16 protein-coding genes and 2 tRNA genes are annotated in these 20,920 nt (G+C 68.9%); 14 read left to right on the forward strand and 4 right to left on the reverse strand.

Features of this window, described 5'->3' with window-relative positions; genetic code table 11:
* Window positions 1–59: 59 nt before the first annotated feature.
* On the reverse strand, window positions 60–251 hold the full coding sequence (locus tag ACFFJC_RS06025) for a Flp family type IVb pilin (protein ID WP_379486594.1): 192 nt from the start codon (window positions 249–251) through the stop codon (window positions 60–62).
* A 424-nt stretch (window positions 252–675) separates the two neighbouring features.
* Between ACFFJC_RS06025 and ACFFJC_RS06030 the strand changes: the two genes are divergently transcribed.
* From ACFFJC_RS06030 to ACFFJC_RS06040, 3 genes are all read left to right on the forward strand, one after another.
* On the forward strand, window positions 676–1,095 hold the full coding sequence (locus tag ACFFJC_RS06030) for a (deoxy)nucleoside triphosphate pyrophosphohydrolase (RefSeq protein WP_379486595.1): 420 nt from the start codon (window positions 676–678) through the stop codon (window positions 1,093–1,095).
* 72 nt (window positions 1,096–1,167) lie between these two features.
* A tRNA-Arg gene (locus ACFFJC_RS06035) sits at window positions 1,168–1,244 on the forward strand.
* A 47-nt stretch (window positions 1,245–1,291) separates the two neighbouring features.
* A tRNA-Arg gene (locus tag ACFFJC_RS06040) sits at window positions 1,292–1,368 on the forward strand.
* Window positions 1,369–1,511: 143 nt separating this feature from the next.
* Here ACFFJC_RS06040 and ACFFJC_RS06045 read toward each other — a convergent pair.
* Window positions 1,512–2,147, reverse strand: coding sequence for a hypothetical protein (locus ACFFJC_RS06045; RefSeq protein WP_379486596.1), 636 nt, complete (start codon window positions 2,145–2,147; stop codon window positions 1,512–1,514).
* 510 nt (window positions 2,148–2,657) lie between these two features.
* On the opposite strand from ACFFJC_RS06045, the gene ACFFJC_RS06050 reads away from it, so the two are divergent.
* From ACFFJC_RS06050 to ACFFJC_RS06060, 3 genes are all read left to right on the forward strand, one after another.
* Entirely contained in the window at window positions 2,658–4,136 is a 1,479-nt protein-coding gene (locus ACFFJC_RS06050) for a phospholipase D-like domain-containing protein (RefSeq protein ID WP_379486701.1), read from the forward strand.
* Window positions 4,133–4,741, forward strand: a complete 609-nt coding sequence (folE, locus tag ACFFJC_RS06055) for a GTP cyclohydrolase I FolE (protein WP_379486597.1) — start codon at window positions 4,133–4,135, stop codon at window positions 4,739–4,741. Before ACFFJC_RS06050 ends, folE begins: the two co-directional genes overlap by 4 nt.
* A gap of 87 nt (window positions 4,742–4,828) precedes the next feature.
* The gene (locus tag ACFFJC_RS06060; protein WP_379486598.1) at window positions 4,829–6,271 is read left to right on the forward strand and encodes a hypothetical protein; all 1,443 of its coding nucleotides are present in this window, start codon (window positions 4,829–4,831) and stop codon (window positions 6,269–6,271) included.
* Between the two features lie 3 nt (window positions 6,272–6,274).
* Here the strand turns inward: ACFFJC_RS06060 and ACFFJC_RS06065 are convergent, their stop codons facing one another.
* Both ACFFJC_RS06065 and ACFFJC_RS06070 read right to left on the reverse strand, forming a co-directional pair.
* Entirely contained in the window at window positions 6,275–6,955 is a 681-nt protein-coding gene (locus ACFFJC_RS06065) for an SDR family NAD(P)-dependent oxidoreductase (protein WP_379486599.1), read from the reverse strand.
* A 144-nt stretch (window positions 6,956–7,099) separates the two neighbouring features.
* On the reverse strand, window positions 7,100–7,579 hold the full coding sequence (locus tag ACFFJC_RS06070; protein ID WP_379486600.1) for a peroxiredoxin: 480 nt from the start codon (window positions 7,577–7,579) through the stop codon (window positions 7,100–7,102).
* A gap of 269 nt (window positions 7,580–7,848) precedes the next feature.
* Between ACFFJC_RS06070 and ahcY the strand changes: the two genes are divergently transcribed.
* The 8 genes from ahcY to trxA all read left to right on the forward strand — a co-directional run bounded on the left by ahcY (window position 7,849) and on the right by trxA (window position 20,800).
* On the forward strand, window positions 7,849–9,255 hold the full coding sequence (gene ahcY, locus ACFFJC_RS06075) for an adenosylhomocysteinase (RefSeq protein ID WP_379486702.1): 1,407 nt from the start codon (window positions 7,849–7,851) through the stop codon (window positions 9,253–9,255).
* Between the two features lie 126 nt (window positions 9,256–9,381).
* Window positions 9,382–11,739, forward strand: coding sequence for a sensor histidine kinase (locus tag ACFFJC_RS06080; RefSeq protein ID WP_379486601.1), 2,358 nt, complete (start codon window positions 9,382–9,384; stop codon window positions 11,737–11,739).
* Window positions 11,736–12,182 carry a tRNA (adenosine(37)-N6)-threonylcarbamoyltransferase complex ATPase subunit type 1 TsaE gene (gene tsaE / locus ACFFJC_RS06085; RefSeq protein ID WP_379486602.1) on the forward strand — a complete coding sequence of 149 codons (447 nt, stop codon included), beginning with the start codon at window positions 11,736–11,738 and terminating at the stop codon, window positions 12,180–12,182. The genes ACFFJC_RS06080 and tsaE overlap by 4 nt, the downstream gene beginning before the upstream one ends.
* Window positions 12,179–13,189, forward strand: a complete 1,011-nt coding sequence (locus ACFFJC_RS06090; RefSeq protein WP_379486603.1) for an aminoglycoside phosphotransferase family protein — start codon at window positions 12,179–12,181, stop codon at window positions 13,187–13,189. Before tsaE ends, ACFFJC_RS06090 begins: the two co-directional genes overlap by 4 nt.
* Window positions 13,186–13,911: a nucleotidyltransferase family protein gene (locus ACFFJC_RS06095; protein ID WP_379486604.1), complete on the forward strand. Its 726-nt coding sequence runs from the start codon at window positions 13,186–13,188 to the stop codon at window positions 13,909–13,911. The genes ACFFJC_RS06090 and ACFFJC_RS06095 overlap by 4 nt, the downstream gene beginning before the upstream one ends.
* Window positions 13,904–16,879: a double-strand break repair protein AddB gene (gene addB / locus ACFFJC_RS06100; protein WP_379486605.1), complete on the forward strand. Its 2,976-nt coding sequence runs from the start codon at window positions 13,904–13,906 to the stop codon at window positions 16,877–16,879. The genes ACFFJC_RS06095 and addB overlap by 8 nt, the downstream gene beginning before the upstream one ends.
* Window positions 16,876–20,400 (forward strand): double-strand break repair helicase AddA, encoded by a 3,525-nt coding sequence (addA, locus tag ACFFJC_RS06105; RefSeq protein ID WP_379486606.1) that lies wholly within the window; start codon window positions 16,876–16,878, stop codon window positions 20,398–20,400. Before addB ends, addA begins: the two co-directional genes overlap by 4 nt.
* A gap of 76 nt (window positions 20,401–20,476) precedes the next feature.
* On the forward strand, window positions 20,477–20,800 hold the full coding sequence (gene trxA / locus ACFFJC_RS06110; RefSeq protein ID WP_379486607.1) for a thioredoxin: 324 nt from the start codon (window positions 20,477–20,479) through the stop codon (window positions 20,798–20,800).
* Window positions 20,801–20,920 lie beyond the last annotated feature (120 nt).

The raw sequence follows: 20,920 nt of genomic DNA on the forward strand, positions 1-20,920 counted from the left end.
CATACGAAAAGGGCGGCAGGTGAACCCTGCCGCCCTTCGTTTGCTAGCCGATCGACGACTTAGTCGTCTGCAGCCGGCTCCGCGTTCGCGTCTGCCATCGTCGAAGACGTCTTGCTGAAGGTGGAGCTCAGCTGCGAGCCCATGCCCTGCATGGCTGCGATAGCAGCGACGGCGATGAGAGCGGCGATCAGACCGTATTCGATGGCGGTCGCACCCTTTTCGTCGCGGCGCAGCTTGGCGAGAAACTTCATCTATTGTCTCCTGAAAAAGCAGTTTTGTGTACCCGGCCCGCTCGCTTGGGTTTCTCTTCTGCGCCACGGGCAATTTGCGCTCTACACGGCAATTCTTGAAAAAGCCTTAAAGGAACAGTGGCTTAGTTACCGGGTGCGGCGGCATCCGACTGCGCTGCGATGCGATCCCACATCGCCACGGCCCCACCCGCGAGAGCCTGGATCGCGACCAGCACGAGCAGCACGACAAGGGCGAGGATCATGCCGTACTCCACGGAAGAGGCGCCGCTTCGGCATTTCATGATGCGGCCAGGAATGCGATGCAGCGGCATGTTCCACCGTGAGGTTCGTGCAAGGAGCGCTTCGGTCGCGTTGCGGCGTTGAAGTGCGTTGAGGGCGGGAGGCCAGACTGACAGAGTTTCCGACACCACTGCTGGTCGTGGCCGTGGCCCTGCTCGATCCGGCGCGCCAGGTGCTTGTGCAGCGCCGCCCTTCAGGCGCGGTGCATGGCGGCCTATGGGAATTCCCGGGGGGCAAGGTGGAGCCCGGCGAGACGCCCGAACAGGCCGCCGCGCGCGAGATCGCGGAAGAACTGGGCGTCGAGATCGCCCACGGGGACCTCCATCCGGTCTCCTTCGCGGTGGGGCAGGTCGCCGGCAAGCCGCAGCACGGCCAGGCGGGAGCGCAGGCGCCGCGCCCTCTGATCCTGCTCCTCTACGCGACCCGGCAGTGGCAGGGCACGCCGCGGGCGGAGCAGGGCGCGGAACTGCAGTGGATCGCGCTCGAAGAGGTTTCGCAGCTGCCCATGCCGCCGCTCGACTATCCGCTGGCAGAGGCCCTGTGCCGCCACGTGCCGCGGCCCTGACGCAGAAAATCCGTCAAACGCGATATAGGCGTTGACCCCGGCCGATTCCCTTCCTAAAGGCGCACCTCCAACGCGCCCGTAGCTCAGCTGGATAGAGCATCAGACTACGAATCTGAGGGTCGGACGTTCGAATCGTTCCGGGCGCGCCATTTTCCTCGAAGGTCGATCCGACCCTCGAGGCATGACATGGCCATGCGCGCCCGTAGCTCAGCTGGATAGAGCATCAGACTACGAATCTGAGGGTCGGACGTTCGAATCGTTCCGGGCGCGCCAGCCATGACACGAAAACCCCGCCCCACGGCGGGGTTTTTCGTTTCGGAGAGACCGCTGCCGTGGCCCCGCCATGCGAAAGGGCCGGGAGCGATGGCGATCGCTCCCGGCCCCTTCTCGTGCAGACCGATGCCGCAGCGGGCGGATTACTCGCCCGAGCCCTCGGTCGCCGCAGCCTGGGCGCCCGCGGCCGCGCCGGCTTCGGTACCCGGCTGCGCCGAGCTTGCCGCCTGGGTGGCCTTGGCGAAGTCGGCGGCCGTCATGCCGAGCGCCAGCGAGCCATCGGCACCGAGGCCGAGGTAGGACTTCTTCAGGGCAGCCGCGGAGCCGTTGCTCAGCTGGACGGTGACGTCGTCGCCCACGACCTTGGTGATCGTACCCAGGACGATGCCGTCGCTGCTCTTGATCGGCGCATCCGCGACGATCGCGGCATCCTTCGCGGCGGAGGTCTCCGCCTTGGCGCCGTTCACGGCCGATTCGAGCTCGGCCTTGGTCATGCCGATGGTGAGGCCCTTGTCGCGCGCGACGAACGCCGTCTTCGGCAGGCCGGCGCGGGCGGTGCCGGTGGAGACGGTGACGATGTCACCCTGCACCGATTCCACCGTGCCGACGTCGCCGCCCTGCGCGTCGAACACCTTGGCGCCCACCGTCGGGTTTGCCGAACCGGTGGCCGTCGCAGCCGGTGCCGCGGCGGGGGCGGTAGCGGGGGCAGCCTGCGCCATGACGGCGGCAGGCGCGAAGCTGGTCGCTGCGATCGCGGCGGCAATGAGGGTTTTCTTCATGGCGTACTCCATCTTCTGCGAAGCCGTGGGAGGGACGGCTTCGAAACGGGCCCCGGGTGCGGGGCGCAAAGGATGTCCGAAGCGCGATGCGCCGGGACAAACGTCCTCTTCGGCAGAACCGCCCGAAGGCCGGGCTCTCGCAAGGCGAAGAGGACAGCGGACAGACATAGTCACGCCAATGCGCCGTGGGGTGAACGGTTGCCCAAATCAGGGACAGGCTGCCCCCTGAGTACGATGAAACCGCCCGGCTGGGGATAACTGCACGCGTTTTGCGCCATCACGGCGCGGACAGCGTTCAGGCGCAGCGCACCGGCACCGGATATCCTGGCGCGCGCGTGGGCACGCATGCGGGGAACAACAGCGCGGCTCGGCGCTTGATCCGGCGTGGTGGAAGATCCGGCAGGGCAGGTCAGCGTAGGGGAACCGGAGGTGCGGCAGCCCGCGCCGACCGGGGGTGAGGAATGGGCGCAGGCCGCGGAGGGCGGCTCGGCCACGGTCTGGCGCTATGCCATGGCGCGCCGGGCCCATCTGGTGATCGACGCGGCCGACTACTTCGAAGTCATTCGCGAGGCCATGGAGCAGGCGCGCCAGCGGATCTTCCTGATCGGCTGGGACTTCGATTCGCGGATCCTGCTCTCCACCGGGCGCCGCTGGTGGCAGGGCGGGCGCAAGCGCAATTTCCCGGCACGGCTGGGGGCCTACATGGTCTGGCTGGTGAAGAAGAACCCGGAGCTGGAGATCCTGCTGCTCAAGTGGAACTTCGCGATCGTCAAGTACCTGTTCCGCGGGACGATGCTGGTGGACCTGGTGCGCTGGGCGCTGCGGCGGCAGATCAATTTCAAGTTCGATTCCGCGCACCCTGTCGGGTGCAGCCACCACCAGAAGATCGTGGTGATCGACGACATGGTTGCGGCCTGCGGCGGCATCGACATGACCTCGGACCGCTGGGACACCCCGGAGCACCTGCCGCACGACCGACGCCGGCGCCGCCCGAGCGGGCGGCTCTACGGGCCCTGGCACGACGTCACCATGATGATGGAGGGCGAAGTGGCGCTTGCACTGGGGGAACTCGGGCGCGATCGGTGGAAGGCGGCGGGCGGGGCCGAGATGCAGCCCTGTCGGCCGCAGGCGGAAAGCCCCTGGCCGCAGGGCCTGACGGCCGAGTTCAGGAACGTCGAGGTCGGCATCGCCCGCACGCGCGCGGAATACGGCGGATGCGAGCAGGTGTCCGAGATCGAGCAGCTCTTCATCGCGCAAATCCGGCGGGCGCGGCGCTTCGTCTACGCGGAGACCCAGTATTTCGCCTCCCGGGCAATCGCCGAGGCCGTGTGCGAGCGGCTGATGGAGGATGATCCGCCCGAGTTCTTCATCGTCAATCCCCGGACGGCGGACGGCTGGCTGGAACAGGTCGCGATGGACCTCGCGCGCGTGGAGCTGGTCGAGACGCTGCAGGCGGCGGACCGCCACGGTCGCTTCGCGATCTTCAATCCCGTCGCCGCGGATGGCACCCCGATCTACGTGCATGCCAAGCTGACGATCGTCGATGATGAGATCCTCCGCGTCGGGTCCGCCAACATGAACAACCGCTCGATGGGGCTGGACAGCGAGTGCGACGTGTTCATCGACAGCACGCGGCCCGTCAATACGGGGGTCGAGCCGGAGATCACCAAGATCCGCCTGCGCCTGCTGGCCGAGCACTGCGGGGTCGCCGAGGAGGAGATCGCCGCGGGCATCGAGCGGCACGGTTCGATGATCGCGATGGTCGCGGCCTTCAACGCGCAAGGGTATCCCGAGCACAAGCATCTGGAGCCTCTGCCCTTGCCAGACCTCTCGGAAGCTGAAAGAGCTCTTGCCGGCAGTGGCGTGCTCGATCCGGAACGCCCCGGCGAAATGTTCGAGCCGATTGAGCGGCGCGGGTTGTTCCGGCGGAAGGGACAGCTGATGCGTATCCGACTCATGAAGAGATTGAGAAGGAGTAGCGAGGGATGAGCAGCCTGGTCGGTCCAGACGAAGACAACCCGCTGGGCAAGCCCGAGGTTCCGGCGCATGTCCAGGACGCCATCCGCACGCTCATCGCCTGGGCTGGAGACGACCCGGCGCGCGAGGGGCTGCTCGACACGCCCAAGCGCGTGGCGCGAGCCTGGCTGGAATATTGCCAGGGCTACAAGGAGGATCCGGCGCTCCACCTGTCGCGCGTGTTCGAGGAAGTGGGCGGGTACGACGAGGTCGTGCTGCTCAAGGACATCCCGTTCCAGTCGCATTGCGAGCACCACATGGCGCCTATCATCGGCAAGGCGGCGATCGCCTACTTGCCGCGCAACCACGTGGTCGGCATTTCCAAGCTGGCGCGGGTGCTGCACGGGTTCGCGCGCAGGCTGCAGATCCAGGAGCGCCTGACCGCCGAAGTGGCCCAGTGCATCTGGGATCACCTCAAGCCGCAGGGCGTCGCGGTGGTGATCGAGGCGAGTCACGCCTGCATGACCGCGCGCGGCGTGCGGACGCCGGGCGTGGGCATGATAACCAGCCGGATGATGGGCACTTTCCTCGAGGACGAGCGGTCGCGCAAGGAAGTGCTCAGCCTGATGGGCTATTGATCCGGCCGCGGCACGGCCCGCGATCATGAGGGCTTGAAACCCGCTTCGCTTGCGGCGACAGGCGGCGCAGGCGGGCGGAATCGGCGAATGATCGGGCAAGGGCAGGACGACGGGCACGACAGGGCTGCGGGCGGGCGATCGCGCGCCGGATACCTGCTTGCGCTGGTGCCGGCAGCGATGCTGGCGGTGCTGCTGCTGCGCAAGGTCTGGGACGTCGACATCTTCTGGCAGCTCAAGCTGGGCGAGATGATCCTCGAGCGCGGCGGTCCCGTGCAGGGGGAGCCCTTCGCGGCGCTCCACCTGGGGGAGCCGCTTCCGGCGGTGGCCTGGGCCGGGCAGGCGATCCTGGCCCTGGCGCGCCGGGTCGGGGGCTGGGAGCTCCTGCGCCTGGTCGATGCGCTGTGCTGGGTGGGGGGCTTCTGGGCCGTGGCCGCGGCCTGCCGGCTGCGGGGCGCCCCCGCTTTGGCGGTGGCCCTGGCGCTGGGGCTGTCCGTCCTGCCGGCGCTTCCGGCCGCGAGCGTCCGCCCCCAGAGCTTCGCCTGCCTGTGCTTCGGCCTGCTGCTGGCGCTGCGTCGACTGGAACTGCGGCCCGCCCCGACGATCGGTCTCGGCGCGATCCTGCTGGTCGCCTGGCAGAACCTTCATCCCTCGGTGACCGTGGGGATTGCCGCGATGGGCCTTGCGGCGCTCCCGGGGTGGTTCGCCTGGCTGCGCGACCGGCGACGGGCTGTGCCGCTCGTGCCGACGGCGCTGGCGCTCGCCGGCCTCGCTGCGGTGTTCCTGACCCCCGATGGGGTGGGAATCCTCCCCGTCTCTGCCCGCAATGCCGAGGCGAGCATGGCGATCGGGGCCAGCGAGTGGCTGCCGCTGTGGATCCCCGCCAACCACACCAATGCGCTTCCCGTGCTGGCAGTGGGCCTTGTCGCGGTGTGGCTGGCGATGCGCAGGCCCTCGCGTGTGGACGCGGCGGAACTGGCGGTTTTCCTGGGCTTGCTGGTGATGACGGTGGCCGCCTATCGCTTCGTGCTGTTCTGGGCGGTCGCGATGGTCCCGGTCGTCGCCCGCGCCGCGGGTGGGGCGCGGCGGGTCCCGCCCGAGCGCGCTCATGTCGCGCTAATGCTCTCCTGTGTGGGCCTTGTTGCCGCCTTGTCGCCGGTGGTGTTCCCCACGCGCTTCTCGCCCGGCCTGCCGCTGGCCGCCGTCGCCCGCCTGAAGCAGGAGGGTGTCCGCGGCACCGTCTACGGCGATTTCCCCTTCGGCGGGGTCATCATCGACACCGGATATCCCGCCTGGCGGGTGGCCTACGACGGCCGCTACTACCGGTATTCGCGGCAGGAATGGCAGTACAACGGGGGCATCGAGAACGGCATTGTTCCCCTGGTCGACGTCGAGCGAAAGTGGCGGCCGGCCGCCTTCGTGCTCGATTCCCGCCACAACGCACCCCTGGCAGGCGAACTTTCCCGCAGCCCCTCCTGGCGGCGGATCTTCGCCGCCGACGGGGTGGTGGTCTATGTCCCCGAAAGGCGCTGAGCCTCAGCCTCCGCGGGTCACCGGGACCAGCGCCCCGGTCACCGCCCGCGCCGCATCCGAGGCGAGGAACAGGATGACGTCCGCGGCCGCGGCGGGCTGCACCCAGGTCGAGAAATCCGCATCCGGCATGTCGGCCCGGTTGGCGGGCGTGTCGATGATGCTGGGCAGTACGGCGTTGACCGTGACCGACGATCCCGCGAGCTCCTCTGCAAGAGCCTCGGTAAGGCGGTGTACGCCCGACTTCGAGGCGGCATAGGCGCCCATGCCCATGCCGGCCTTGAGCGCCGCACCCGCGCCGATGTTGACGATGCGGCCGGCGGCGGAGGCTTTCAGGTGAGGGAGCGCGAGCTGCGTGATCGTCGCCGCGGTGGTCAGGTTCATCGCCTGCATCTTGGCCCAGGAGGCGATGGCGCCGCCTTCCAGCGTTTCCCAGAGGAATCCCCCGGCCACGTTGACCAGGACGTCGATCCCGCCATGGGCCGCCACCACGTGATCGAGCGCTGCTGCGGTGGATGCGGCCTCGGTAAGGTCCACGCCGCCGACGTCCAGTGTGCCGGGAAGGTCTGTCTTCGGCTCCGGCGCGAAGTCGATGCGCGCCACCTGGTCGCCCGCACCCGCGAAGGCTTGTGCTACCGCCTGCCCCAGAACGCCGAAACCACCGGTGACGACTACCGAACGTGCCATGCTGCTTCCCTCCGCCGACCTGGGCCCGGGACGACTGCTAACGTGGCCGGAGCGGCCCAACAAGCGGAGCCTGCGTTCTAACGCCTCGCCGATGTCGGCAGAGGCTACGGACGCCCCCTGGAGAGGCGTCCGCACCTTGTCGTTTCAGAGCTTGCCGAGGAGGTAATCGGCCGAGCTCACTTCGAAGGTCCCCGGCGCTTCCACGTTGACCTGCTCGACCACGCCGTCGTTCACGACCATCGAGTAGCGTTGGCTGCGGGTGCCCATGCCGAAGCCCGAGCCGTCCATCACCAGGTCCACGGCCTGGGCGAACTCGCCGTTTCCATCCGCGAGGAAGGTCACGTCGCGGGCTTCGGAACCCTTGGCCCAGGCGCCCATCACGAAGGCGTCGTTGACGGAGGTGCAGACGATCTCGTCGATCCCCTTGGCCGTCAGCTCGCTCGCCTTCTCCACGAAGCCGGGCAGGTGCTTGGCGGAGCAGGTGGGCGTGAAGGCGCCCGGCACCGCGAACAGGGCGACCTTCTTTCCGGCGAAGTATTCGGCCGACTGGACCGGCTCGGGTCCGCTCTCGCCCACCTTGATCAGCTTCACGTCGGGCAGCTTGTCGCCCACGGCGATGGTCATGGCATTGGTCCTTTCCTGGAGGTGAATCGCTGGAGCCGCAGATATAGGGGCGCCTCGCGCGCGGGCAACGCCGCTAGGTCGCCTATTCGGCCGGGATGCGCTCCGGCGTTCTCGCCGACCGGTCCAGCATTGCGGCGCCATCATATAAAGATAGCTTTATATTTGCCTCGCAAAGGTTGAGGGGCTAGGAGCAGCGTATCGACGGCGCTGCATCGAAGCGGCGCCGTCTCTCTGCTATCCAGGAGTTCGCGCCCGTGGCCACTGCCCCGATGACTGCCCCCGACTATGCCATCGCCGACATCGCCCTTGCCGATTTCGGGCGCATGGAAATCGACATCGCCGAGACCGAGATGCCGGGCCTGATGGCTCTGCGCGAGGAGTTCGGAAACAGCCAGCCGCTGAAGGGCGCGCGGATCACCGGGTCGCTGCACATGACGATCCAGACCGCCGTTCTGATCGAGACGCTGGTCGCCCTCGGCGCGGAAGTGCGCTGGGCCACCTGCAACATCTTCTCCACCCAGGACCATGCTGCTGCCGCGATCGCCGCGCAGGGCATCCCGGTTTACGCCATCAAGGGTGAATCGCTGTCGGACTATTGGGACTACGTCGGTCGCATCTTCGACTGGTCGAGCGACGGCCATCCGGACCTCACCTGCAACATGATCCTCGACGACGGCGGCGACGCCACCATGTTCGCGCTGTGGGGCGCGCGTGTGGAAGCAGGCGAGCCGCTGTTCGAGCCCGGCAATGCCGAGGAAATCGAGTTCGTTCGCGCTCTCAAGGCATTCCTCAAGGCGAAGCCGGGCTACCTTTCGCGCACCGTCAACGCGATTAAGGGTGTTTCGGAAGAGACCACCACCGGCGTCCACCGCCTCTATCACCTCGCCAAGGACGGCAAGCTGCCGTTCCCCGCGATCAACGTGAACGACAGCGTCACCAAGTCCAAGTTCGACAATCTCTACGGCTGCCGTGAATCGCTGGTCGACGCGATCCGCCGCGCCACCGACGTCATGCTGGCGGGCAAGGTCGCCTGCGTTGCCGGGTTCGGCGACGTGGGCAAGGGTTCGGCCGCCTCGCTGCGCCAGGGCGGCGCCCGCGTCATGGTCACCGAGATCGACCCGATCTGCGCCCTGCAGGCCGCCATGGAAGGCTACGAGGTCGTCACCATGGAAGAGGCGGTTACCCGCTGCGACATCTTCGTTACCGCGACCGGCAACGAAGCCGTCATCACGGGCGAGCACATGGCCGCGATGAAGGACAAGGCGATCGTCTGCAACATCGGCCACTTCGACAGCGAGATCCAGATCTCCGCGCTCGACAACTACGACTGGAAGGAAGTGAAGCCGGGCACCGACCTGGTGACCTTCCCCGACGGCAAGCAGATCATCGTGCTGGCCAAGGGTCGCCTGGTGAACCTGGGCTGCGCCACCGGTCATCCCAGCTTCGTGATGTCCTCCAGCTTCACCAACCAGACGCTGGCGCAGATCGAGCTGTTCACCAAGAACGACGAATACGAGAACCGCGTCTACGTGCTGCCCAAGCACCTCGATGAGAAGGTCGCCGCGCTGCACCTGGAGAAGCTGGGCGTGAAGCTGACCAAGCTTTCGAAGAAGCAGGCTGACTACATCGGCGTGCCGGAAGCGGGGCCGTTCAAGCCGGACCACTACCGCTACTGACATGAAGGGGATGTGCCTGCCGGCACATCCCCTTTATTCCGGCGGCCGCCTTGGCCCGGCGGAATCTACCAGTTTAGCGCCGTCCCCCATTGTCATGCGATGCCCCGCGCACCATAGCCTAGCGCCATGGAAATCCCGCGCTTCCTGCCTCTCCTGATCGGTCTGCTGCTTGGCGCCTGGACCATGGCTGCGGCTTGGGCCGTACTTGTCGCCCGGGTGCGCCAGAAGCGTGCGGAAAGCCAGTTGCGTTCCGCCCGCAGGCTCGGCCGCATGGTCGAGGAATCGCCGGCGCTGCCCTTGCTAGTGCGCACGGATGGCCGGATCGAGGCCAGCCCGCGACTGGCGCAGTGGCTGGGCCTCGATTCCATTCCCCAGTACCTCTCCGAACTCGATGGGCACGATCGTGGCCTTCCCGCGGACAAGCTTGCCGAACTGAGCGAGGCGGTGCGCCGCTGCCAGAGGACGGCCGCTCCTTTCCGGATGGCGGTGACCCCGCGCGGTTCCAGCCGCAGCCTCGCGCTGCGCGCTCATCTTGCCGACCCGCAGGTCTCTCCGGGCGGTGCCGCGCTCGTCTGGGTCTTCGACTTCAGCGACAGCGAGACCGAACTGGTCCGGCTGCGCGACGAGGCGGCACGGGCGCGGGGTGACTTCCACGCGCTCGTCTCGCTGATCGAGGCCGCGCCGATGCCGATGTGGTTCCGCCGGCCCGATGGCGAACTGCAACTGGTGAACCACGCCTATGTCGCCGCCGTCGGCGCCAAGAGCGCCGAGGATGCGGTGGCGCGCGGCATCGAGTTGATCGAAGCGGTCGATGGGCTCGCTCCGGCCCAGGTGGCCCGCAAGGCGGCAGAGAAGGGGCTGCCGATCGAACGGATCGTGTCGACCACGATCGACGGTCAGCGCCGGGCCTTGCGGGTGAGCGACCTGCCGCTGGGTGACGACGGGGTCGCGGGCTACGCCGTCGACATCGAGGACCTGGAGGAGATGTCCCGCTCTTTCCGGGCCTTCCGGGAAGCGCAGCGGGCTCTGCTCGATCAGCTGTCGGCCGGGGTGGCGCAGTTCGACGCCAAGAAGCGCCTGACGTTCGCCAACCAGCCGTTTCAGCGGCTGTTCAAGCTGGACCCCCGCCTGCTCCAGGATCTCCCAGCCTTCGAACGCCTGCTCGACGCGGCGCGGGATGCCGGGCGCGTTCCGGAGGCGCGGGATTTCCCCGCCTGGCGGCGCGAGAAGGCCTCGTGGTTCTCGGCCGGCGCCACGCGCGAAGAAGCCTGGACGCTCGCCGACGGCACCCACTTGCGCATCGTCGCGCAGCCCGTTCCCGACGGTGGCTTGCTGCTGATCGTGGAGGACCGGACCGAGCAGCTGCGGCTTTCCGCCATGCGTGACACGCTCCTGCGCACGCGCACCGCCACGTTCGACAGCCTGTTCGAATCGGTCGCGGTCTTCGCGCCGGACGGGCGCATGCAGTTGTGGAACCGCCGCTTCGCCGCGGACTGGGGCCTTGAGAGCGAGTTCCTCGACACGCATCCCCACGTCGAGGCGCTGCTGCGCAAGATCGGCTCGCGCCTGAAGCGGCCGGCGGAGGCAGAGACCGTGGGCAACGTGGTCCGGGCTGCCACGCTCGACCGCGCCCAGACGGGCGGCCGCATCACGCTGGCGGATGGACGCGTCCTCGAGTTCGCCGGCGTGCCGCTGCCCGACGGCAACGGATTGCTCGCGGTGCTCGACATCACTGACTCCATGAAGGCGGAGGAGGCCTTGCGCGAGAGCAATGTCGCTCTGATCGAGGCGGATGCGATCAAGACGCGCTTTCTGGCCAACATGAGCAAGGAACTGCGCACGCCGCTCACCTCCATTGGTGGTTTCGCCGAGATGCTGGAGGCCGGGATTGGCGGTGATCTGAGCGATGCCGGCAAGGATTACGTACAGTCGATCATCGCCGCGTCGCAGCAGCTCGGCGAGCATATCGACAGCCTGCTCGACCTCTCGCAGAGCGAGGCGGGGCTGCTGCCGCTCAAGTTCGAGGAGATCGACCCGATGCCCTTCGTCCGCGAAGTGGCGGAGGAGCGCGCAGGGCGGCTGCAACGGGCCGGGCTGACGCTCGATCTCCAGGCCAAGGGTCTGATGCGCCCCGTCGTGGGCGACCGCCGGCGACTGGCCCGCGCGATCGGCCACATCATCGACAATGCCATCGAGGCTTCGCAGCGCGGCGGTCGCATCCTTCTCCAGCTCTCCCGCCGCAAGGCGGCCTCGGGCGAGGGCGACATCGTCCGCATCCTGGTCCAGGACAAGGGGCCCGGGATGGACAGCCGCAGCCTCGCCCGGGCACTCGACGGGATGAAAGTGGGAGCGGACGGCAAGGTGGAGAGCCGTCAGGGGCTGGGCCTTCCGCTCGCGCGCCAGCTCGTCGAAGCGCATGGCGGCTCGCTGCGGCTGGAATCGGAACCGGGGAAGGGCACCAGCGCCGTGATCGAACTGCCGTGAGAATCTCGCTGCCCGACCTGGCGGCCATGGACGCCCTTGGTCGTGCGGTCGCCAAGGTGCTGCGGCCCGGCGACGTGGTCGCGCTCACCGGCGGGCTCGGGGCCGGCAAGACGACCCTGGCGCGCGCCATCATCGCGGGTCTCGGCCACAAGGGCGAGGTCCCGTCGCCGAGCTTCGCCATCATCGAGCCTTATGAGCCGCCGGCCCTGCGCATTCCGCTCGTCCACGCCGACTTCTACCGCCTGTCCCATCCGGAAGAGGCGGCCGAGATCGGCCTCGACGACTATCGCCAGGGCGCCGCTCTGATCGCCGAGTGGCCCGATCACGCCGGCGGCTTCGCGCATGAGGCCGCCTGCCTCTCCATAGCGCTGGAAGTTGCGGAACAGGGCAGGATCGCCATTGTCGAGGGCGGGCCCGATTGGCTAGGGCGGATGCCGGTATGACCCTGAATCCACCCACCCGCCCGGAAGGCCTCCCCGCCGATCTCGACGCCTTCCTCGGCTCTGCCGGCTGGGGCGGCGCCGCCGTCGAGCCGCTGCCGGGAGACGCCTCGTTCCGGCGCTATTTTCGCGTGCGCAGGGAAGACGGCTCCACTGCGATGCTTATGGACGCACCCCCGCCGCACGAGGATCCGGGCCCGTTCCTGCGCGCCGCACACTGGCTGGACGCCAACGGCATGCGTGCGCCGCGGATTCTGGCGGAGCGGCCAGAGCGGGGGCTGGTGCTGCTGGAGGACTTCGGGGAGGCGCGGATGCGCGACTACCTCGACCAGTGGCCCGACGACGAGGTGCCGATCTATACCGCGGCGATCGACGCGCTGGTGAAGCTGCACCAGTTGCCGGCGGGGCCTTTCCTCGACTACTCGATGAGCGAGTACCTGCGCGAGGTGCGCCTGTTCATCGACTGGTATTGCACCGCGCAGAACCTCTACGTGGACGCTGCGGGCTTCGTCGCCGCCTGGGAGCAGGTTCTGTCCGAGCTGCTCCCGCGCCAGCGCCCCGGGGTGACCGTGCTGCGCGACTACCACGCCGAGAACATCATGCTGCTGGCGAGCCTGGAGAAGCAGGGATTGCTCGATTTCCAGGACGCGCTGGTCGGGCATCCCGCCTACGATCTCGTGTCGCTCCTGCAGGATGCGCGGCGCGACGTGCCGCAGGAGCTGGAAGCGCAGATGTTCGATCACTACGTCCGCCGCGCGGGCGTGGATGCCGAGGCGTTCCTTGCGGACTATGCGAGGCTGGGCGCGCAGCGCAACGCCAAGATCGTGGGCATCTTCGTGCGCCTCTGGCGCCGCGACGGAAAGCCGCGCTACCTGGACTTCATCCCACGCGTCTGGGCGATGCTGGAGCGCGACCTTGCGCACCCGGCGCTCGCTCCCGTGGCGCTCTGGTTCGAGCAGAACGTCCCTTCCGCCTTGCGGCAGGCCAATGGAGGCAGCTGGAAGCCATGACCGGCAGGCCGCTCTCCAGCGACACCGCGATGATCCTGGCGGCCGGCCTGGGCAAGCGCATGCGCCCGCTCACCGCCGCCCAGCCCAAGCCGCTGGTGCGCGTGGCAGGCAAGTCGCTGATCGACCACGCGCTCGACAAGCTCGCCGCCGCCGGGGTGGCGCAAGCGGTGGTCAACGCGCATTACATGGCGGACGCCCTCGAAGCGCATCTTCGGATGCGCAAGGGCGCCCCGCGGATCACTCTCTCCGACGAACGCGATCTGTTGCTGGAGACGGGGGGCGGAATGGTAAAGGCGGCCGGGCTGCTACCGGAGCCGTTCTTCTGCCTCAACAGCGACAACATCTGGCTGGATGGTCCCGCCGACGTCTTCACCGAGCTGTCCCAGGCGTGGGATCCGGAGCGCATGGACGCGCTGCTGCTGATGGTACCCCATACCCGTGCCTGCAACTACCGCGGAGAGGGGGACTTCCACCTCGATCCCGAGGGGAAGGTGTCCCGCCGGCGTCCCGGCCGCGTGGCGCCGTTCATCTACACTGGCATCCAGCTCGTCTCGCACCGGTTGCTTCGTGACGCGCCGGCCGGCCCGTTTTCGACGAACCTCCTGTGGACCCGGGCGATCGCGGAAGGCCGGCTCTACGGCATCTCGCACCAGGGTCTCTGGTTCGAGGTGGGAGCGCCGGAGGCGATCAAGCCCACCGAGGAATGGCTGGCGCGTGCCTGAAAGGGCGGGGCCGAAGGTCTATTCGATCGCGGCGCACCGCGGCTTCGCGGATGCGCTGGTAGCCGGCCTGGTGCCGCGATACGGCCAGGGTGAGCTGGGCCTCGCACGCCTGACGCTGCTGCTGCCGAGCCGCCGCACGGTGCGCACGGTGACCGAGGCCTTCGTGCGCCACTCAGGCACTGGGCTGTTGCTGCCGCGCATGGCCGTCGTCGGCGACCTCGACCTAGACGAGACCCTCGGGCCCTTGCTCGACCCGCTCGGCGCGGCGGATATCCCGCCGGCTGCAGACCCGACGCGTCGCTGGCTGCGCCTCGCCCACTTCCTGCGCGAGGTGGAGGGTGACGCTGCGGGCAAGGGCGCGGCGCTGCTGCGACGGGCGTTCGAGATGGGGCGCACGATGGACCGCCTGATCGCGGAGGACATCGCTCCGATCGACCTCATGTCGGACCGGGTCATCGGCATCGTGGGTGACCTGGCCGGACATTGGACGGACAATACCCGCACCTTCCTGAAGGTGCAGCAGTACTGGATCGCGGAGTTGGCGACGCGCGGCGAGGTGGATGCGCCCGAACGTCGCAACCGCCTGTTCGATCATGCCGCGCGGCGGTGGCGCGAAGCGCCGCCTGCGCATGCCGTCGTTGCCGCAGGCGTGACGGGCGCCTCGCCGGCGCTCGCCCGCCTGCTCAGGGTGGTGAGCGAAACCGAGCGAGGCAGCGTCATCCTGCCCGACCTCGACCTGTCGCTGTCGGACGAGGTCTGGGACGAGCTCGGCACGGCGGGCGCGCCGGCGGAGCACGACGACCCACCGTTCGGTCGCGGTGACGCGGTGACGCATCCGCAATATCACCTCAAGCTCCTGCTGAACCGCATGAGCGTGTCGCGGGCCGAGGTCCTGCCGTGGCATCGTTCGGGCGTGGCGGCGGCGCCGCCCGAGCGCAGCCGGGCGCTCTCCAGTCTGTTCCTGCCGCCCGGCGCATCCGCCGCCTGGGTCGACCTGCCGGCCGAGCGCCGGCGGCTCGCCGGTGTCAGGCTGATGGAGACCGCTCATCCGGGAGAGGAGGCGCAGGCCATCGCCGTGCTCATCCGCGAGGCTTTGGAGACGTCTGAGCGACGGGTAGCCCTGGTTACGCCCGACCGCGGTCTGGCTGCGCGCGTGGTGGCGCATCTGCAGCGCTGGGGCATCGAAGCGGACGACACCGCCGGGCGGCCTCTGCCCCAGACCGCGGCGGGGCGCTTGCTGCTGCTGCTGGCGGAGGTGGTGTCGGAGCAGGCCGCACCGGTGCCGCTCATCGCCCTGCTGGTCCACCCGCTGGCGGGGAGCGGCGAGGGCCGGGCGCGCTGGCTCGAGCAAGCGCGCAGGCTCGACCTGGCCTTGCGAGGGCCGCGACTCGGCGCCGGGCTGGCACCCCTGGCGACGCGAGCAGCCGAGGTGAAGCTCGACCGGTGGTGGGCCGAGGTGGAGGCCGTGCTGGCGCCGCTTTTCACGCTTGGCGAAGCCGAGCCGCTCGATCGCCTGCTCGGCGTGATGGCGCAGGTGGCGGAGGCCCTTTGCGGCGAGACCTTGTGGGGCGGTGCCGATGGCCGCGCGCTGAGCGGTTTCATCGAGGATCTGCGAGAGGCTGCCGCCGCTGCTGCCACCCTGATCGAGCCGCGCGAACTGCATGCGGTCCTGCGCGATGCGATGGACCGCGTCTCGGTGCGTCCCCCCTGGGGCGGCCATCCCCGCGTCTCGATCTACGGCCTGCTGGAAGCGCGCATGAGCCGGGCCGATCTCGTCGTCTGCGGTGGTCTCGTGGAAGGTGTCTGGCCGGCCAGCCCGGCCCAGGACTCGCTGCTTCCCCCCGCCGTCCTGCGCGCGCTCGGCGTGCCCGGCGCGGATTTCCGCATCGGTCTTTCGGCACACGATCTCGCATCGGCTCTCGGGGCGCCGGAGGTGGTGCTCAGTTGGGCGCAGCGCGACGAGAGCGGGCCGGTCATCCCCTCGCGGTTCGTGCTTCGCGTGAGCGCCATGCTGGGAGACCAGCTGCATGGGCATGTCGAGGGCGAGTGCGTGCGCCTGGCGCGAAAGCTGGACGATGCGGCGCCCGTGCCGCCTCATCCGCGCCCGCAGCCCCGGCCTTCGCCCGCGCAGCGACGGGTGGATGTCTCGGTGACCGGATTGGACCGGCTGCGCGGCGATCCCTACCAGTTCTATGCCAGTGCCGTGCTGGGATTGCGCAGCATCGACGCTCTCGATGCCGAGCCGAGCGCGGCGTGGAAGGGGGAAGTCGCGCACCTCATCATGGAGCGCTGGCACAAGGCCGCTGAGCCAAAGGACAGGATCCAGGCCATCGCGGGCGAGGTCCTGGACGAGAAGAATGCGCATCCGCTCATGCGGGTGCTGTGGTGGCCGCGACTCTCCGCGGCCTTGCAGACTTTCGAGCGCCGCGTGCTGGATGCCAAGGCAGAGGGGCGTCAGGTCCTTGGTATCGAGGCGTGGGGCGACATGCAGTACCGCGGCGTGCGCATCCATGGCCGGGCCGATCGCATCGACCGCAAGCCCGATGGCGGCCTCGTCGTGGTCGACTACAAGACCGGCCAGCCGCCCACCGGCCGCCGCGTGCAGGAGGGCTTCGCGTTGCAGTTGGGCCTCGTCGGGCTGATCGCGCAGGACGGCGGCTTCGAGGGGATCGCGGGAACCGCCGACGCCTTCGAGTACTGGTCGATGGCGAAGTCCAAGGACGGCACGTTGGGCTACGTCTTCGAGCCCGTGCGGGAGGGCAAGAAGAAGTTCGGCATCCCGCGTGAGGCGTTCCTGCCGGAAACGGCCCGCTTCCTTGATGATGCCCTCGACCGTTGGATCCTCGGCGATGAGGCTTTCACGGCCCGGCTCAATCCGGAGCTTGGCAGCTATGCCGACTATGACCAGCTGATGCGGCTGGACGAGTGGATCACCGCGCTGGGCAACCGTCCGGAGGACGCGGCATGAGCGGCGCTGCGACGGTTCATCCGCTGCACGGCAACCAGATGCTGGCCGTCGACCCGCAGGAGACGGTGTGGCTGTCCGCATCGGCGGGGACGGGCAAGACGCAAGTGCTGTCCTCGCGCGTGCTGCGGCTTCTGCTGCAGCCGGGAGTCGAACCGTCGCAGGTGCTGTGCCTCACCTTCACCAAGGCGGGCGCGACAGAGATGGCGGCGCGCATCAACGGCACCCTGGCCGAATGGGTGCGGCTGCCCGACGCGGACCTCGGCATGCGCCTTGCGGCGATCGGCGCCGTGGCGAGCGAGGCTAACAAGGCCCGGGCGCGCACGCTGTTCGCCTCCGTGCTCGACTGCCCGGGAGGCGGGCTGCGGATCGACACCATCCATGCCTTCTCGCAATGGCTCCTCGCGACCTTCCCGCAAGAGGCCGACCTCATCCCTGGCAGTCGGCCGATGGAGGAGCGCGAGCGCGATCTGCTGGCGCGGCAGGTGCTGGCCGATCTGCTGGTTGGGGCGGAGACCGACCCGCTCGGCGATCCGGCGCTCCTGCAGGCGGTGGAGCAACTCTCGCTGCGGCACGGGCCGGACGCGGTCATGGCCTTCCTGCTGCGCTGTGCGTCCGCGCGGGAGGCCTGGTTTGGGCCGGGCAGCTGGCAGGCGAGCGACATGCGCACCCACGTGCTGCGCCTGATCGGCCTTCCGGCGGAGGCCGACGCCGACTGGCTGGCGGCCCGGTGCGCCGATGCCGCCTTCGATGTTGCGTCGTTGCGGCACTGCATGGCGGTGAACAACACGTGGGGCACCAAGAAAGGGCGCGACGCCGTCGACGCGATCAGCGAGTGGCTGCTCGGCACCGGCGCGCAACGGCTTGCGGCCCTCGATACGCTTGCCGGCGTGTTCCTGACGCAGAAGGGGGAACCGCGCTCCAGCACGTCGCAGGACAAGATCGATGCTGGCTACTCCGGCTCGTGCTCGCGCATCGTCGAGCGCATCCTGGCGATCCGGGCAGATCGCGCCTTGCTGAGCCTGGCCGACCGCCTGGTGCCGGCGCTCCGCCTCGGGCGCGCCTTCGCGCTGGTGTGGGACGCGGCAAAGCAGCGCGAGGGGCTGATCGACTTCGACGACCAGATCCGCCGCGCCGCAGGGTTGCTCAGCAACCAGGCCCAGGCAGACTGGATTCGCTACAAGCTGGACCGGCGCTTCGACCACATCCTTGTCGACGAGGCGCAGGACACCAACGCGGCACAGTGGGACATCATCTTCGCCATGGCCGGCGAGTTCTGGGCCGGCCTCGGCCAGCACGAGGGCCGCCGTGGGGCTCATCGAGACGCGTTGCTGCGCACGCTCTTCGTCGTCGGCGACTACAAGCAGGCGATCTTCCGCTTCCAGGGCACCAGTCCCGAGAACTTCCGGCGCGCCGCCGACCGGGTCCGCCGCGAGATGGGGGAAGCGGCGCAGAACGCCGAGGTGCTGCGCAGCAACCTCATGCCGCGCCGCCTGCTCGAACTCGGCCTCGACCGATCGTTCCGCACTGCCCAGCCGGTGCTCGACTTCGTGGACGAAGCGATCGCGGGGATCGGCCACGAGAACTTCGGCCTGGATCGGCCCGCTGGCGCGCACCAGGGCGAGGAACGCCCGGGCTATGTCGCGCTGTGGCAGCCGGTCGGGGCGGGCTCCGCTGCCGAGGACGACGATCTTGTCGAGGACGGGCAAGAGGACGGAACAGCGCCCGGCTGGCTGTCCCGGCCCGACCGGCAGATGGCGGAGCGCATCGCACAGCAGGTGCGCGACTGGCTTGATCCCGGCGGGCCCGGCTTCACGCTGGTGAAGGGACGTCCCCGCCGTGCCGGACCTGGGGACATCATGGTGCTGGTCCGCCAGCGCAAGGAACTCGCCGGCCTGATCGTCGCGCGCCTTCATGCGGCCGGTGTAGACGTGGCGGGCGTCGACCGGCTGCGCCTGGGCGCTCCGCTCGCGGTCAAGGACCTCGTGGCCGCGCTGCGCTTCGCGGTCCAGCCGCTGGACGACCTCAATCTTGCATCCCTCCTGGTGTCTCCCCTGGTCGGCTGGAGCCAGGAGCAGCTGCTTGCGCACGGCTATCGCGACAAGCACACGCGCTTGTGGGAGCACCTGCGCCGTTCGCGCGAGCCCGACGTGGCTGCGGTGATGGAGCAGCTGGGCGCCCTGCTGGCGCTGGCCGACTACGATCCTCCGCAGGACTTGCTGCAGTGGCTGCTGGTCGGGCCTTGGCAGGGCCGGCGGCGCCTCGTCGCCCGGCTCGGCAGCGAGGCGAACGATCCGATCGACGAACTGGTCAACGCTGCCAAGGCCTATGCCGTGACCGGAACGCCGAGCCTCGCCGGATTTCTCGCCTGGTTCGATGCCGGGGACGGCGAGCTTAAGCGCGAAGCAGGCAACGCCGCGGGGCTGGTGCGCGTCATGACCGTCCACGGCTCCAAGGGGCTGCAGGCGCCGATCGTCATCCTCGCCGATGCGACGAGCAATCCGGACACCGCGCGGGAGCGTGGTATCGACCTGCCCGACCCGCGTGACGCAGGGCGCACCATCCCGCTGCCCCCGCTCTCCGGCGACGAAAAGCAGGGGCGTATCGCCGACCATCTGGAGGAGGCGCGAAGGGCGGACGAGCAGGAGCACTGGCGCCTTCTCTACGTGGCGATGACGCGCGCCGAGGAAGCGCTGTTCGTCGGCGGGGCGCTCGGCAGCCGTGACCGCGACGGGCCCAGCCCGAAGAGCTGGTATGCACGCCTTCGCGCCCTGTTTCCTCCCGAGGCGGAGCTTGGCGATCCGATATGGGGCGCTCGCTGTGAGCATGGCCGGCTCGGTCCGCCGCTGCCGGTGCCGCTCGCGCAGCCCGAACTCGACCTGCGCGAGCCGCTCCCGCGCTGGCTGGAGCACGCCCCCGCCGCGGAGCCGCGCCCGCCGCGTCCGCTCGCGCCCTCGGCACTCGGCGAGGACGAGGCCCCCGATCCACCATTCCCTCCAGGCGCCGGCCGCGATGCCGCCCGCCGCGGGACGCTGGTGCACAAGCTGCTGGAAAGACTGCCGGAAGTCGCGCCTGCCGGCAGGCGCGATGCCGGCCGCGCCTGGCTGGCCCGCCACGCTGCGGAGTTCTCCACGAGCGATCGGGACACTCTGCTGTCCAGCGCGCTGACGGTGCTCGAAAATCCTCATTGGTCGGATCTCTTCGGGCCTGAAAGCCTGCCCGAGGTTCCTGTCGCCGCGGTCGTGGGCGGGCAAGTGGTTGCCGGCACCATCGACCGTCTGGTCGTGGAGCCCGGGCGGGTGCGCCTCGTCGACTACAAGAGCGCCCGGCGGCCGCCGCAGTCGCTGGCCGAAGTTCCCGCAGGCGTGCTGCGGCAGATGGCCGCCTATGCCGCAGCGCTTGAGGCGACTTTTCCGGGGCGCACCGTCGAGGTGGCGCTGCTTTACACCGCGGTCCCGCGGCTGATACCGGTCCCTGCGGAGGTGCTTGCCCAGCACAAGCCCGCCTTGGAAGCCCGGGAGTAAAGGTTTCGGCTCACGGTGTTGCACCGTCCCGGTTCATCCCTAGATTGCACCCCATTCGATTTCCAGGAGTCATGCGATGTCCACGATTGCCGTCACCGATGCCAGCTTCGACGACGAGGTCCTCAAGTCCGACAAGCCCGTCCTTGTCGATTTCTGGGCGGACTGGTGCGGTCCCTGCAAGATGATCGGGCCGGCCCTGGAGGAGATCGCCGAGGAACTGTCCGACAAGGTGACGATCGCCAAGATGGACATCATGGCGAACACCGACATCCCCACGCAGATCGGCGTCAAGTCGATCCCGCTCATGGTGCTGTTCAAGGACGGCCAGCCGGTTGCGCAGAAGCTGGGCGCTGCTCCCAAGAGCGCGCTGAAGGGCTGGCTCGAAGGCGAGCTTGGCTGAACCTTCGGGTATCCGCTTCGAAGCCCCCGTTCGCGTGAGCGGCGGGGGCTTTGTCATGTTCAGGATGCCCGGCCGAGAGCCGCTTTTACGCGGCACGGGCTGCGGGAATGCGGCTGGGCT

This window comes from Novosphingobium soli (genome assembly GCF_042432915.1).
In the GTDB taxonomy this organism is placed as follows: domain Bacteria; phylum Pseudomonadota; class Alphaproteobacteria; order Sphingomonadales; family Sphingomonadaceae; genus Novosphingobium; species Novosphingobium soli.

What these genes read in the sequence shown, in the direction of transcription:
- ACFFJC_RS06080 (WP_379486601.1), top strand. Translation starts at nt 9,382, where the DNA reads ATGGAAATCCCGCGCTTCCTGCCTCTCCTGATCGGTCTGCTGCTTGGC.
- ACFFJC_RS06070 (WP_379486600.1), bottom strand. Translation starts at nt 7,579, where the DNA reads ATGACCATCGCCGTGGGCGACAAGCTGCCCGACGTGAAGCTGATCAAG.
- ACFFJC_RS06060 (WP_379486598.1), top strand. Translation starts at nt 4,829, where the DNA reads ATGATCGGGCAAGGGCAGGACGACGGGCACGACAGGGCTGCGGGCGGG.
- folE (WP_379486597.1), top strand. Translation starts at nt 4,133, where the DNA reads ATGAGCAGCCTGGTCGGTCCAGACGAAGACAACCCGCTGGGCAAGCCC.
- trxA (WP_379486607.1), top strand. Translation starts at nt 20,477, where the DNA reads ATGTCCACGATTGCCGTCACCGATGCCAGCTTCGACGACGAGGTCCTC.
- ACFFJC_RS06095 (WP_379486604.1), top strand. Translation starts at nt 13,186, where the DNA reads ATGACCGGCAGGCCGCTCTCCAGCGACACCGCGATGATCCTGGCGGCC.
- ACFFJC_RS06090 (WP_379486603.1), top strand. Translation starts at nt 12,179, where the DNA reads ATGACCCTGAATCCACCCACCCGCCCGGAAGGCCTCCCCGCCGATCTC.
- ahcY (WP_379486702.1), top strand. Translation starts at nt 7,849, where the DNA reads ATGACTGCCCCCGACTATGCCATCGCCGACATCGCCCTTGCCGATTTC.
- ACFFJC_RS06025 (WP_379486594.1), bottom strand. Translation starts at nt 251, where the DNA reads ATGAAGTTTCTCGCCAAGCTGCGCCGCGACGAAAAGGGTGCGACCGCC.
- ACFFJC_RS06045 (WP_379486596.1), bottom strand. Translation starts at nt 2,147, where the DNA reads ATGAAGAAAACCCTCATTGCCGCCGCGATCGCAGCGACCAGCTTCGCG.
- addA (WP_379486606.1), top strand. Translation starts at nt 16,876, where the DNA reads ATGAGCGGCGCTGCGACGGTTCATCCGCTGCACGGCAACCAGATGCTG.
- ACFFJC_RS06050 (WP_379486701.1), top strand. Translation starts at nt 2,658, where the DNA reads ATGGCGCGCCGGGCCCATCTGGTGATCGACGCGGCCGACTACTTCGAA.
- ACFFJC_RS06065 (WP_379486599.1), bottom strand. Translation starts at nt 6,955, where the DNA reads ATGGCACGTTCGGTAGTCGTCACCGGTGGTTTCGGCGTTCTGGGGCAG.